Origin of the sequence: Neptuniibacter sp. 2_MG-2023, from assembly GCF_030547495.1 — a bacterium.
Taxonomy (GTDB): Bacteria; Pseudomonadota; Gammaproteobacteria; order Pseudomonadales; family Balneatricaceae; genus Neptuniibacter.
The window spans coordinates 118,566-132,337 of the sequence record NZ_JAUOQC010000002.1; the positions used below are offsets into that span (position 1 = coordinate 118,566).

At 42.4% G+C, this 13,772-nt stretch carries 13 protein-coding genes; 6 read left to right on the forward strand and 7 right to left on the reverse strand.

What is annotated here, in order from left to right; genetic code table 11:
* Positions 1 to 14 precede the first annotated feature (14 nt).
* Genes Q4486_RS03075 through Q4486_RS03085 form a run of 3 tightly spaced genes read left to right on the forward strand, consistent with a single transcriptional unit; the run spans position 15 to position 4,770 of the window.
* Positions 15 to 2,651 carry an RND family transporter gene (locus Q4486_RS03075; RefSeq protein WP_303518235.1) on the forward strand — a complete coding sequence of 879 codons (2,637 nt, stop codon included), beginning with the start codon at positions 15 to 17 and terminating at the stop codon, positions 2,649 to 2,651.
* Positions 2,651 to 3,460 (forward strand): outer membrane lipoprotein-sorting protein, encoded by an 810-nt coding sequence (locus tag Q4486_RS03080; RefSeq protein ID WP_303415461.1) that lies wholly within the window; start codon positions 2,651 to 2,653, stop codon positions 3,458 to 3,460. The genes Q4486_RS03075 and Q4486_RS03080 overlap by 1 nt, the downstream gene beginning before the upstream one ends.
* Positions 3,460 to 4,770 carry a hypothetical protein gene (locus Q4486_RS03085; protein ID WP_303518237.1) on the forward strand — a complete coding sequence of 437 codons (1,311 nt, stop codon included), beginning with the start codon at positions 3,460 to 3,462 and terminating at the stop codon, positions 4,768 to 4,770. Before Q4486_RS03080 ends, Q4486_RS03085 begins: the two co-directional genes overlap by 1 nt.
* A 33-nt stretch (positions 4,771 to 4,803) precedes the next feature.
* Here the strand turns inward: Q4486_RS03085 and Q4486_RS03090 are convergent, their stop codons facing one another.
* Both Q4486_RS03090 and Q4486_RS03095 read right to left on the reverse strand, forming a co-directional pair.
* Positions 4,804 to 6,084, reverse strand: a complete 1,281-nt coding sequence (locus Q4486_RS03090; RefSeq protein ID WP_303415459.1) for a GGDEF domain-containing protein — start codon at positions 6,082 to 6,084, stop codon at positions 4,804 to 4,806.
* A gap of 180 nt (positions 6,085 to 6,264) precedes the next feature.
* Positions 6,265 to 6,678 carry a DUF2892 domain-containing protein gene (locus Q4486_RS03095; protein WP_067863752.1) on the reverse strand — a complete coding sequence of 138 codons (414 nt, stop codon included), beginning with the start codon at positions 6,676 to 6,678 and terminating at the stop codon, positions 6,265 to 6,267.
* 209 nt (positions 6,679 to 6,887) lie between these two features.
* On the opposite strand from Q4486_RS03095, the gene Q4486_RS03100 reads away from it, so the two are divergent.
* Together Q4486_RS03100 and Q4486_RS03105 are read left to right on the forward strand one after the other, a co-directional pair.
* Entirely contained in the window at positions 6,888 to 7,817 is a 930-nt protein-coding gene (locus tag Q4486_RS03100; RefSeq protein WP_303518240.1) for a universal stress protein, read from the forward strand.
* A gap of 25 nt (positions 7,818 to 7,842) precedes the next feature.
* Positions 7,843 to 8,106 (forward strand): hypothetical protein, encoded by a 264-nt coding sequence (locus Q4486_RS03105; protein WP_067863758.1) that lies wholly within the window; start codon positions 7,843 to 7,845, stop codon positions 8,104 to 8,106.
* A gap of 139 nt (positions 8,107 to 8,245) precedes the next feature.
* On the opposite strand, the gene Q4486_RS03110 is transcribed toward Q4486_RS03105, so the two are convergent.
* The 5 genes from Q4486_RS03110 to xthA all read right to left on the reverse strand — a co-directional run bounded on the left by Q4486_RS03110 (position 8,246) and on the right by xthA (position 12,114).
* Positions 8,246 to 8,971 carry a hypothetical protein gene (locus Q4486_RS03110; RefSeq protein WP_303518242.1) on the reverse strand — a complete coding sequence of 242 codons (726 nt, stop codon included), beginning with the start codon at positions 8,969 to 8,971 and terminating at the stop codon, positions 8,246 to 8,248.
* Positions 8,972 to 9,086: 115 nt separating this feature from the next.
* Positions 9,087 to 9,404 carry a 4a-hydroxytetrahydrobiopterin dehydratase gene (locus tag Q4486_RS03115; protein WP_303518245.1) on the reverse strand — a complete coding sequence of 106 codons (318 nt, stop codon included), beginning with the start codon at positions 9,402 to 9,404 and terminating at the stop codon, positions 9,087 to 9,089.
* 84 nt (positions 9,405 to 9,488) lie between these two features.
* The gene (locus tag Q4486_RS03120; RefSeq protein WP_067863768.1) at positions 9,489 to 9,755 is read right to left on the reverse strand and encodes a hypothetical protein; all 267 of its coding nucleotides are present in this window, start codon (positions 9,753 to 9,755) and stop codon (positions 9,489 to 9,491) included.
* 72 nt (positions 9,756 to 9,827) lie between these two features.
* Entirely contained in the window at positions 9,828 to 11,087 is a 1,260-nt protein-coding gene (locus tag Q4486_RS03125) for a DEAD/DEAH box helicase (RefSeq protein WP_303415453.1), read from the reverse strand.
* Between the two features lie 211 nt (positions 11,088 to 11,298).
* On the reverse strand, positions 11,299 to 12,114 hold the full coding sequence (xthA, locus tag Q4486_RS03130; protein ID WP_303415452.1) for an exodeoxyribonuclease III: 816 nt from the start codon (positions 12,112 to 12,114) through the stop codon (positions 11,299 to 11,301).
* A 193-nt stretch (positions 12,115 to 12,307) separates the two neighbouring features.
* Here xthA and gorA point away from each other — a divergent pair, with 193 nt between their 5' ends.
* Positions 12,308 to 13,660, forward strand: a complete 1,353-nt coding sequence (gene gorA / locus Q4486_RS03135) for a glutathione-disulfide reductase (protein WP_303518248.1) — start codon at positions 12,308 to 12,310, stop codon at positions 13,658 to 13,660.
* Positions 13,661 to 13,772: the final 112 nt, after the last annotated feature.

Below are 13,772 nucleotides of genomic sequence, written 5' to 3' on the forward strand. Positions count from 1 at the left end.
TATAGAGGTGCTCAATGGGGTTTAAAGCGTGGCTGGTTGCTTTGGCTATGGAAAAACCTAAGTCGGTTTTCCTGATGATTATTGCTCTAGTGGTACTGGCAGGTCTACAGATACCGAGCATTAAGGTAGATACCGATCCGGAAAATATGTTGCCTCATGATCAGGTCGATCGTGTTTTTCATGACAATGTTAAAAAACGGTTTTCGCTCTATGACTCTATTATTGTTGGTGTAGTTAATACCGAAAGTGAACAGGGGGTTTATAACCCACAAACTTTGCAAGATCTGCATCAGCTTTCCTCTGCGGTTCAGTCTATGCAGGGGGTTATTCGTCAAGATCTGATGTCGTTGGATACGGTGGATAATATAAGTCAGTCGGTTGATCAGCCGGGTACTATTCGTTTTGAATGGATGATGAAATCGGCGCCGACAACTCAACTGCAGGCTGATCAGATAAAAGCATCTGTCGAAAACCTTCCTTTACTTCAAAATACGCTTGTCTCAGGGGATGGGAAAGCTGCCGGTGTTTATATACCGATTGAGAGCAAGTCTGAGAGTTATCGATTATCGCAAGAGATTCAGATTGTTATTGAACAGTTACAGGCAAAGCATCCTGATTCTGGAAATGAGTTTTATATGGCTGGCCTTCCTGTTGCTGAAGATACTTTTGGTGTCGAGATGTTCATTCAGATGGCGATCTCTGCCCCTTTAGCAGGGTTGATGATCTTTATTCTAATGTGGGTGTTTTTCCGTTCCATGTTATTGATTACCGCACCGATGCTTGTTGCATTGGCGGCGGTCATTATTACGATGGGTCTATTGATTGGGCAGGGCTATACCGTCCATATTATGAGCTCGATGATCCCTATTTTTCTGATGCCTATCGCCGTTGTTGATTCTGTTCATATATTGTCTGAATTTTCCGATCGCTATAAACCGGGAGATAAACCTAAAGCTGCGTTAAGGGAGGTGATAGGGCATCTATTTACACCGATGTTTTATACGTCAATCACATCGGCTGTCGGTTTTGCTTCATTAGCATTTACGCCAATCCCTCCTGTGCAGATTTTTGGTCTACATGTGGCTTTTGGTATTTTGCTTGCCTTTGTTTTAACTGTAACTTTGGTACCTGCTTATATTGTTAGTTTATCGCCTAAACGCTTGGCTGCACTTAAAGATCATTCTATTTCGGAGCAGGTGCATGAGGATGAGGATGAGGCTAGCTTGTTGAGCCGCTTGCTGTCGATTACTGGGCGTTTCTCTATAGCTAAATTTAAAGCCTTGGTAGTCATGTTTGTCGGTGTAACCTTAGTGTCAATTTATGGATTAACAACCATTCAGATTAATGATAACCCCGTACGTTGGTTTAAAGAGGATCACCGGCTTCGTATCGCCGATAAAGTGATGAATGAACACTTTTCCGGTACCTATGATGCCTTTTTAGTTTTGGAACGAACCGGCTTGGATCAGCAGAAAGCGGCTTTCCTTGCTTATTTACGCAAACAGGTAAATGCGCGTGAAAATGCAGAAGGGGTCGTTGCTAAGCTAGATAAAATTCTAGGTTCACTTGATAGTGAAGAGTACAGTGCCTTGCTACAAAAGCTCACCTTTGAATTAGATGATGCTGCCTACGAGGATAGTGCTCATGAAGCGAGTTGGTTAGCTTTATTAGATACTGTGGAGAAAGCGCAATCTGAAAGTAAATATTTTCTAACGCCCGAAGCACTAGCTTATTTGGATGACCTCCAGTTATTTTTAAATAACTCCGAGTTAATCGGGAAAAGTAACTCCCTTGTTACCTTATTGAAAACTGTATTTAGGGAGTTGCAGGGGGGCGATTCTAGCCAGTACAAGTTGCCAGAAAGCAGTAATGCTGCGGCACAAACTATTTTAAGTTTTCAATCCTCTCATCGTCCCGATGATCTATGGCATATGGTGACACCTGACTACAATTCGACTGCACTATGGCTACAACTTAAGAGCGGTGATAATCAGGAGATGAGTCGGGTTATTCAGCTTGTAGATGATTATGTAGCTCTACATCCTCTCCCTGAAAATGTTGAGATGAACTGGGCAGGTTTAACTTATATCAATGTGGTTTGGCAGGAGCAGATGGTAACTGGCATGTTAAGCAGTCTTACGAGTGCGTTTTTTATGGTGCTGGTGATGATGTTTGTTCTGTTTCGCTCAATAAAACTCGGCTTATTAGCGATGCTGCCTTTGACGGTCACGATTTTATTTATTTATGGTCTGATCGGTTTTGTCGGTAAAGATTATGATATGCCGATCGCTGTTCTCTCCGCCCTAACTTTAGGATTATCAGTGGATTTCGCTATTCACTTTTTGGAGCGCTGTCGGGCAACCTATCAACAAACAGGTAGTTGGCCTGAAACCGTTGATGAAATGTACAAAGGTCCCGCTCGAGCTATTAGCCGAAATGCGGTTGTCGTGGCGATAGGTTTCACCCCTTTATTATTTGCACCTTTAGTGCCTTATATCACCGTAGGTTTTTTCCTCGCGATGATTATGGCTGTTTCTGCTGTAGTTACCGTGGTCTTATTACCCGCTGTAATTAACGGCATTAAAAATAAAGATAAGCTTTTTTCAGTGTCAGAGAATGATCTATTAAAAAAGCAAACAGGAGAAAGGTAATGTTTAAGTTAATCTCCACAACGTCGCTGTTTGTTGTGGCTGTCCTTAGTGTTTTCAACAATGTTTATGCGGCGGACTTAACTGATGCCAATGAGATTGTGTCTAAAGCTAATTTAGTCTCTTACTACGCAGGTAATGATGGTCGTTCGGAAGCGCGAATGTTAATTACGGATGCCCAAGGTAGAGAGCAAAAGCGGCAATTTACTATTTTACGTCGTGACCGAGAAGAGGGCGGCGAACAAGACTTTCTCGTTGTATTTAGTCGTCCATCCGATGTACGTAATACCGTATTTCTTGTGGCTAAAAAGCCGGGTGGGGATGACGATCGTTGGTTATATCTTCCTGGCTTAGATTTAGTAAAACGTATTTCGGCCGGTGATAAACGTACAAGTTTTGTTGGCTCCCACTATTTTTATGAAGATGTATCGGGTCGTAGCATAAGGGAAGATAGCCATCAGTTACTGGAAACTACAGATAAGTATTATGTGATAGAGAATAAACCTCTGGATACGAATAGTGCTGAATTTAGTCGGTATATTGCTTGGATTAACAAAACTAGCTTCTTGCCGGAAAAAATAGAATATATGGATGAGAACGATACAGTCTATAGACGTGTAGAGGTTCTTTCTAGCGCACTTATTCAAGGTCATGAAACGGTAACTAAATCAAAAGTTTCTGATCTGCGTAGCGGCGGTTCAACTACCTTAGAGTTTCGTTTTCAAAACTATGATCTAGGTATGGATCAGGCTGTATTTAGTGAGCGCTCATTGCGTAAGCCACCACGTGAATGGTTGCAGAGAGGACAGTAATGAAGTCTAAAATAGCCCAAGCAAGGCTTCTACTTACGGTTGTAATATTCTCGCTCTCATCTCCAGTTTATGCGGCAGATGATTGGGGGGATGACGCTTGGGGCCAAGAGGAGAAACAAGGGGCTATAGTACATGGCTTTATCGAAACCGCTGTCGGTAGCCGAGTGAGTGATGATGCGTTAATGAGTGATGATTTAAGCTTGGCAGAGGTGCGTGCCCGAGTTGAAGCGGAAAGCTATCAAGGTGGCTTGCGCCTGAGCGGTAAAGTAGACCTATATGCTGATGGGGTTGAGAGTGGTTTAGATATCTATCTACGGGAAGCTGTGGCGGAGTTTTCCCTAGCGGATAATGTTGATGTGAGAGCGGGGCATCAAGTTTTAACTTGGGGGACTGGGGATCTAGTCTTTTTAAATGACCTGTTTGCTAAAGATTGGGTATCTTTTTTTGCTGGTCGAGATGATGAGTATTTGAAGGCGCCTTCGTCTAGTATAAAACTGTCTGCTTATGGGGAAAAAGCGAATATTGATTTTGTTTGGGCACCTATATTTAACAGCGATAATTTTATTTCAGGTGAGCGCTTTTCCTATTTTTCACCGATGGTGGGAACACAAGTAGCTGCACCTAACGGAAAGCTCGTACCGGAAGAGCCAAGTGAGAGCTTCAGTCATGGGGAGTTTTCTGCGCGTATTTATGGGCGTAGCCAAATACTTAGTGGTCGTAGTACAGAGTGGGCACTGTATGGCTATCGGGGCTTTTGGAAACAACCTAATGCCATTAATAGTAATAATCAGCCTTATTTCAGCCCGTTAACAAGTTTAGGTGCTAGCCTTCGTACGAATATTGCTAGTGGTATAGGTCATACGGAACTTGCGTGGTACAACAGTGTTGATGATGGAGGAAGCGACCCTTTAATTCCAAATAGTCAGGTTCGTTTTTTAATGGGCTATGAGCAGGAGTTGATTTCGAAACTGACCTTAGGCGTCCAATACTATTTTGAACATATACTTGACTACAATGCGTTGGTAGCTAATGACGGTGATTCTATATATCGCCCTGATGAGCATCGAGAGTTGTGGACCCTTCGCTTGACCTATAGAGCGATGCAGGACAATTTAACACTTAACTGGTTTAGCTTTTATTCGCCTACAGACCAAGACTACTATCACCGTCCCTCAGTTAAATATCGCTTTAATGATCAGGTGAATTTAACCTTAGGTGGAAATATTTTTGGCGGAGAGCAGGCACATACTTTTTTCGGCCAGTTTGAGGATGCATCGAATATATATGCACGGCTGAGGTGGAGTTACTAACATGCTTGGTAGACTGATTATGAGGCGAATTTATTAAGCGTAATCTTTTCGCTGCCCACGACGGGTTGGTTTTGGCTTAGGTTTGTAATGGACCGTTGTAGAGCAGTTACGACCGTTTTTCTTCGATGCATATAGTGCTTCATCCGCCTTTTTTATAACGGCTTGGGCATCGGCTAAGTCTGCCGTTTTTTCACAAACACCAATACTTATCTGGACACTGACCACTTCACTTTTATCGCGCTTATGGCGCTGTTGTTGGCCCTGATCGTTATCTTTGGGACGATCTTGATTACGGATATGCATTGGGTAGTTGGCGATTGTTTCCCTGAGCTGTTCTATATAAGGGAGTGCTTCCTCCTCGTTTTTACCAGGGAAAACTAAGGTAAACTCTTCCCCCCCATACCTATAGGCTTTACCGCCCCCGGTGACTTGATTTAGCTTGGCCGCAACCATTTTTAAAACCTGATCACCTACATCATGCCCGTAGGTGTCATTAAACTTTTTAAAGTGATCAATATCACACATGGCTAAGGTATATCGTTTACCTAAGGTTGCTAATTTATCTTGCAGGGCTCTACGGGCCGGAATCGCAGTTAATTCATCAATAAAAGCCATATGATAGGAGTTCTGCATTATTGAAATCGCTAGAGCAATTAGGCTGGCAGATACAAACAGGGCTGAGATAAGAGGTTTATCGAAGTAACTTAACATGATTAATGCTGAGATAAATGAAGCAAGTAGGGCCGCATCCGTATAAGTTTTACGCAATATAAAAGAGAGTAATACAGGAATAAAACAGACTGTAAAAGTAATAGCGGCGGCTTCGCTTAGGTAATATTTATGGATCAGCATCTCTAACATGCTCATCGGCAGATCGGCTAAGTAAAGCCCTATAGAGCCATTGGCCCAACTGAGATAAAGGGCTAGATAGCTGAAAAGTATAAGCGCGATTCTAATGATACCCGTGGGGGTCAATAACCCTCGCTCCTTATAGATAGCGATTAATGCCATATGAAGAGGGAGTAATACCGATATACTACTGAATAAAACAAAAGCATCAGGTTGGTTTAGACTGGTCTGTAAGCCATGTTGAATAAGCCAGTAGGCGCCACTTAAATTGAGGGCCGTAAACAGAATTCGGCTTTTTTTAAACCAGTAACCTAATAGTGCGACAATAAAAGCTACAGGGTAGGGGGTTAAGGATAAAATTTGTTGGTATTCGTGGCTAAGCTGAGTGGCTATAGGCAGCACAAGTCCCATACCACCAAGTAGTAGCAGAGAAGGCAAAATTAAGCCTGCAAGTCTTAAAAACAAATTTATAATCCAACCGAGTTAACAACTGCTCCATTGTAACGACAGTGAGCGAAAAGTAACGACAGTTAATGAAAAAAATTGTTCTAAAACAATAAAAAAGCCGAGTAAAGGTACTCGGCATAAGTTACAGGCTTTATACGGGACCCTATCTGAGGTCACTATAATGCGCTATTTAAGCGTTTAAACCCCTTCTGTTTTTTTACAGCCTAGCATTGTTGCGATCATCATCGCTGGACACCAACCAGTGAAGGCTGACTGGCTTAAACTCACACCAATAATAGCGGTGATGATTAGGAGCATAGGCGTTAGATTTAAGAAGAGTACAGCCGCTACCGTTAATAAGATTACCGACCCTGCGATAATATGAACCGCTTGATTGACGGTGACACCTTCACTGCTACAGCGTTCAGCTTTAAGCCCCATTTTCTGAAAGATAAGTATGGCTGGACACCAGCCTGTAAATGCGGATTGAAATAGATTCAAACCAACAAAGCCGGTTAGGTAATACCAGTTTGGATTCACGTAGGTTCCGAGTGCTAAGCTGGCAAGGACAACGAGGCCTGCCATTAAGCGTAGGGCTGCATTGATAGTCATAAAGCCTCCTGTTTTCAGAAAGTGTAGATTAAGGATTAATTTATATCCTAATATTATATATAAGTAAAATCTAATATAAAAGTTTTTTTATTCAGTAGTTAAGTGTTTCAATCAAGGTATCTTTCATCTATTGAATCTATACTTTGAATAGTTATCCTCGAGTGCAACGTCCGTAACTAAGAAAGATTAAGTCTATGATGAGGGAGAATATGGATAAAATTCTGGTTAATATCGATTTCAAATATGACAACGCAGGCTTATTAGACAAAGCGATATTGCTAGCAAAGCAACATTCAGCGGTTATTGAGTTGTTTAATTGTTGTTACAACCGCGGGATTACCCAAGGGTATATGTTTGATAAAGCGGCAGAGCAGAAAGCAGAGCACGCTTATATTCGTCAGACGGAAGCAAAACTAGAGACCTTATCCGAAAGGGTAGAAGCCGCGGGCGTTAAGGTCAGTTTTGATGTGTGCTGGGAGCGTCATCAGGTTGAGGGAGTTATGCGTAAAGTCTTGCGTTTTGAGCCTGACCTTTTAATACATGGGGTCCAGTCCCATCGTGGAATAGGACACTATCTGTTTGCGCCTATAGATTGGCTGATTGCAAGGAAAAGCCCAGTACCTGTGCTGTTTGTAAAACAGAAACCTTGGAAAGATATCCTCCGTATAGCGGCCTGTGTGGATCCCTTCCATCAAGGTGATGAGCAAGGCAAGATAGATAAAGTTATTTTAAAAAAGGCTCAAATGTTTATCACTGATAATCTAAGTGAGCAACGTGTTTTACACTGTTTCAATACATTACCCCACGAAGCTATTTTTGATGAGCACATGGTGACAGATTATGCTGCTTTACAAGAACGAGTAGAAAAAGAGCATGTGAAACGTTGTAATCGATTGCTAGCTGAGTTTGGTCTTAGCGTTGATTCTGAATTGGTTGATATTATAAAAGGCGAAGCGGAGTCTGTAATTAGCCAATATGCAGAGCAAAAAGGTATCGATGTGCTGGTGATGGGTGCGGTGGCGCGAGGTATGTTCGATCGGCTTCTGTTGGGCAGCACTATGGAAAAAGTAGTCGATGATGTTGATTGTGATGTGCTAATTGTTAAAGGGCCGGATTTTAAATGTCCAGTGGTGGAATAAACAAAGCCGGTTGTAAAGGGATCTAATGCGTTATCTTTTTGGTGTGGTTTTACCTGCATTATTGCAGGTGCTTGTGGTTTTTATTGTGATAGAAACAAATACAGGCAATGGTTCTTGGGCGGGGCTTGCTGCTTACCTTATTGGTATTTTCGCTATCCCATTAACGGCTATTATTAATGCGTTATATATATGGAAAAGTCCAGATGAGCACTTTCTCAATATGATCGGGAAGTGCTTTAGTATTTCTGTGATCGCCCCGATTCTTTGCATTTTTATGATGTTTTTATAGTCATATTTTAAGTGTAAAGCGGATATATGTAACTTTATTAATTTACAAATATAGACCCATTAAGCTCGTAATAACGGGAGAATATAGGCGATTAACAGGAAGTCTAGAGATGTTAAGCACCTTTTGATCTTTCACTTTTTCATACTAATGATGTGCCATCGGCGTTGATACTCAGCTCTCCATTCTTGGAAAATTCTAAGCTGATTTCAGGGTAGGCTTGGGAGCGGTTGTCACCTAAGTAGGCAGAGAAATTTTCTAAAATAATGTCCACTTCCGACTGTGTTTGAGCTTGAGCTAAGGCTTCACGCATAGGGTCAGTCGCCTGAATCGCCGCTACATGAGAGGATAAAGCGTGAGCAGTTTGTAATGTTTTAAGCATTTCGGGATGTTGCTCGAATGCCGTCGTTAATTCCTCTGTATAGGCATAATCATTAGGTAGAACCAATTTTCCTTGGTCATCAAATTGAATGGTTTGAGGCGCTTCAGGAATATTGTTTTGAGTTAAAAAGTTGGGGAAGACAGAAGAAATATGTTTTTGTAGTGCCAATACATTATTAGCACTAGGTAAGAGAAGATTAGATGCGCCAGAGGCTAAGTCGTTAACTGAGGGGGATTGGGTGAAGTAGCTATCTAAGTTGATCTCCTTCGTACCACTTCCGGTATCCATTCGATAAACGGCTGTGCTGGTTTGCATCGCTTTGGCTTCATCAGATAGGGTCACGCTTGAACTGCTGATCGATGGGTAAACCTTTGCCCCTTGGGGGTGAGGATTTACCGCTTGGTTGTTAGTGGTTAGAGAGCTATTTATCACCTTAGAGGGCGTAGTATAAGCGGTGTTGTAGCTGTTATTTGTATAAATGGTCATGGCAAAGCTCAAGGTATAATCTATGTTAGCTTATCTAAAGCGATTTATGTGCCAGTTTTGTGGGTGAAGCTTATAGCCTAAAGTTATTCGGACTGAAGGGGGGAGATAAGAAGAGTTACTGTTTTGCCAGTTTATATGCGTACAGATCCATTTGTTTGGCAAGGTCGGCATCTTTGTCGGAGATTCCAGATACTTCGTGGGTCATTAGTTGAACGTTTACCTTGTTATAAACATTAAACCATTCGGGATGATGATTGATTTTTTCGGCGTAGATGGCGCATAAGGTCATAAAACCGAATGCAGTGCTGAAATCATTAAATACAAATTGTTTGGTTACTTTTCCTTTATCTATATGCCAGCCACTACCCGTTGTATTGAGCTCATCAAGAAGGGCTTGAATCTGGTCGGCATTAAACTTATTGCCTGTCATCATAGTGCCTATACTGAGTATCAATCGAGTTGGGTCGAGCATGTTGATAAATGGGGTGTATCCCCATTTATCTATGCCAGTGCGTTTTTACAGATCAAGGTTTCGAGTTAAAACTTCAGCGGACTTAATAATACGTGTTGTCCGATAAAGTTCTGGGTGCTTTTCATCATCGGAGTATCCTACTGGATCTCCAGCGCCCGTATTGACGAACCAAGAATTTTCCGGACTGCGTTCATCCAGTAATTTTTTAAATTCCGCCGGTTTAATGCCCAGCGCTTGAGCCGCTGCATTGTAGGTGCAGCGAGTTTTTACTGCATTCAGGTAGTCTCGTATGATAATAATTTTATCCAGCATTAAAAGGTAATTCCTAAAAAGTTAATATTTGTATAGCTGTATTTACCTGTTAGCTATGATCGACATCGAACGTTATTTTTCGCCCCAAATTTTCTTAGCGGCTTCCGCAGCACGGATTCTATCTTTTTTGCTCATGCGTTTGCCTTTTACCGGCGCTTGACCTTTTTGTTCTCGAACCTCAATGGGGACGATACTATCGCGCTCAAACCCTTCTATTTGCTCACGTTCAAGGGTTTGTTTAATGCGCTTTTCAATCAGTTTAAAGTGACTGTCACCTTCATGGTCGATGAAGGAGAGTGCTAAGCCTATTTCGCCTGCGCGACCAGTACGTCCAATGCGGTGTACATAGTCTGCTGGCGAACGGGGTAGATCATAGTTTAGCACACAAGGGAGATTAGGGATGTCGATGCCGCGTGCAGCGAGATCGGTGGCCACTAATATCTTACATTTTCCTGACTTAAAATCAGCTAAGGCGCCACTGCGCTCTGCTTGAGTTAAGTCTCCGTGTAGTGCTTGTGCATTAATATCTGCACGGGATAGTTTTAAAATTACATTGTTGGCGGTACGTTTACTGGCAACAAAAATTAAAACGCGAGACCAGTTCTCTGTTTTTAGCAGGTGCTTCAACAGCATAGTGCGATTGGTACGATCGACCTCTATTGCGCGTTGTGCTAATTGTTCAGGAATTGTAGCTTCTTGTTTAATCGAGATTTCAATAGGGTTATTGAGTATCTCTTGAGTCAAGGTCCGGACACTGTGTGGGAACGTAGCAGAGAAGAGTAAATTTTGTCGCTGCTCTGGGAGTTCGTCAAGAATATCATCTAATTCATCACTAAAACCTAAATCAAGCATACGATCTGCTTCATCTAACACTAAGCTGTGTACGGCGCGTAGATCAATTGCGTTACGTTTAAATAGGTCGATTAAGCGCCCAGGGGTGGCTACAACTATATCGCAACCACTACGCATGGCTTGCATCTGAGTATTGATAGATACACCGCCATAGACAGCGAGTGATTTTAATCTGCGTGGGAAGTATTTTGCATATTGTTGAACGGCTTCTTCAACCTGAACAGCTAATTCACGGGTAGGCACCAGTATTAAAACGTTAGCGTGGTTGCTACGCGGTGGAATTGAGTCTTTCATCCTTTCCAGTATAGGCAGCACAAACCCTGCAGTTTTGCCTGAGCCTGTTTCTGCAGCGGCCAGCACATCTTTACCTTCTAACGTCGCTGGAATGGCTTTCAGTTGGACTGGCGTTGGTTCGGTGTAACCTAAATCCGTTAAAGCATTTAACAGAAAGTCGGAAAGATTAAGTGAAGAAAAAGACATAAAAAGGTAACTGCTCAAGATTCAGGAGATCGAACGGCCCATTCTAGCAGAATTGAGTAGAATTATCGGCCTGTTCTTTTAAGCCTTGGCAGGTTCAACGGAAATACTGAGTTCTTTGCCGATGCAGGGGGAGGGAAACCCTATTTAAGTAAGCCTTGCCCTTAAGCGCTTAAGCGCTTAAGCGTGTTGAGGGCAAGGTTTCTATGTTTGATTATAGATCCAGTTCTGCCCAGATAGGGGCGTGATCAGAGGGTTTTTCCATGCTTCGAATCTCATAATCAACACCGGCATCTTGGCATTTCTCTAGCAGTGGTGCCGTTAGTAAGATGCCATCAATACGTAGACCACGTTTTGGATCATCAGCAAATCCCTTTGAGCGGTAATCAAACCAGCTAAAAACACGGTCTTCATCAGGGTTAAGGTAACGGAAGCAATCAGTTAAGCCCCAGTCTGTTAGTTTTCCATACCATTCCCGCTCTTCCGGTTGGAAGCTTGCTTTGCCTGTTTTTAACCAACGTTTACGGTTAGGCTCACCAATACCGATGTCTTTATCTTCAGGAGAGATATTTAGGTCACCCATAACAACGATATTTTGTTCAGGTGAGCAGTGGGTCTCTAAGTGACTTTGTAGGTCGGCATAGAATTTACGTTTAGCTGGGAATTTTATTTCGTGATCTACACTTTCACCTTGCGGGAAGTAACCGTTCATGACTCGAATAGTATTGCCGTTGTCTGTTTCGTAATCACCCATAATCATGCGCTTTTGCGCATCTTCGGTATCGGTTAGGTAACCTTTCTGTACATTGGTCAGTGGCTTTTTGGAGATAAGACAAACACCGTAATGGCCCTTTTGTCCATGGATTTCGACGTGGTAGCCCATCGCTTCAACATCGGCCATAGGGAAGGCTTCATCATGGACTTTGGTTTCCTGTAAGCCGATGATGTCTGGTTGGTATTTATCGATAACGGCTTGTAGTTGGTGGAGGCGTGAGCGAAGGCCATTCACGTTGAAGCAAATTAGTTTCATCTGATCGCTGTCCTGATCGGTAAATAAATGAATATGAATTTTATTGAACAATTAAGGGGAAAGATACTCTGAAAGTGATTAGGAAAATCAATTAGGCTATTTAACTTTCTTAATTAGCCCTCATAGTAGTATCAATGTAAATTGATACTTATAAAATAGACCCATCTTTAAGACACAAGTAAAGGAGCCTGTTGTGGCGGAATATGATTTTGATCTATTTGTAATTGGTGCCGGTTCAGGTGGTGTGCGTGCAGCTCGTATGGCTGCTGGTATGGGTGTAAAGGTAGCTATAGCTGAGGATCGTCATTTAGGCGGGACTTGTGTCAATGTTGGCTGTGTACCTAAAAAGTTGTTTGTTTACGCTTCGCAATATGCAGAAGGCTTTGCTGAAGCTGCGGGATTTGGTTTAACGAATAAAGGCGTGGAATTTGATTGGCCCACTTTACGTGATAATAAAACTCGAGAGATTGAGCGCCTAAATGGGATCTACCAGAATCTTTTAGTTAATTCTGGCTGTGAGCTGATAAATGGTCGTGCGGTATTGGTTGATGATCATACTGTGGCTGTAGGTGATAAGCAGTATAGCGCTGAGCGTATTTTGGTTGCGGTTGGTGGTTGGCCAAATGTGCCTGATATTCCAGGCAAAGAACATATCATTAGCTCTAACGAAGTCTTTTATCTGGATGAGTTTCCTAAACGTGCGTTAGTCGTTGGCGGTGGTTATATTGCAGTCGAATTTGCCGGTATTTTTTCAGGCCTTGGTACTGAGACAAAATTGGTTTATCGAGGTGATCTGTTTTTACGTGGTTTTGATAATGAAGTACGTGAGTTTGCGGCGACAGAAGTGGCTAAAAAAGGCGTAGATCTAGTATTTAATAATAATGTTGAATCTATAGAGAAGCAGGCGGATGGCTCTTTGCTTGCTCAGATGACAGACGGTTCTAGTATTGAAACTGATCTTATTATGTACGCAACAGGCCGTAATCCTAAAGTAGCTAACCTTGGTTTAGAAACGCTAGGCATTAAACAGGCTAAAAACGGTGCGATCATCGTTAATGATCAGTTCCAGACCAACGTTCCTTCTGTGTATGCAGTTGGTGATGTAATTGATCGTGTTCAGTTAACACCAGTCGCTTTGGCTGAAGGTATGGCCCTAGTTAATAACCTATATGCGGGCGAAAATAGAAAGGTTGATTATGACCTAATTCCAACCGCTGTTTTCTGTCAGCCAAATATAGGTACCGTGGGCTTGAGCGAAGAACAGGCGCGTGAAAAATACAGCAATGTTGAGGTGTATAAATCGAGTTTTAGAGCGATGAAGCATACCTTAAGCGGCAGTGAAGAGCGTACCTTTATGAAGATGCTGGTGGATGCTGATTCACGTAAAGTTATTGGCGTGCACATGGTAGGCCCTGATGCGGGTGAGATTATTCAAGGCATAGGTATCGCCTTAAAAGCGGGTGCAACCAAAGAGGTGTTTGACTCGACTATAGGTATTCACCCAACAGCCGCTGAAGAGTTTGTGACTATGCGAGAACCTGTTTAACTTTCTTATAAGCTCTCCTTCCCTTTGAGCTTAGAGTTAGCCCGCTTTGTGCGGGCTTTTTTTTGTCTATGATTCTTATAGGGTATTTTTTATATTGAATGCTCTCGCTATT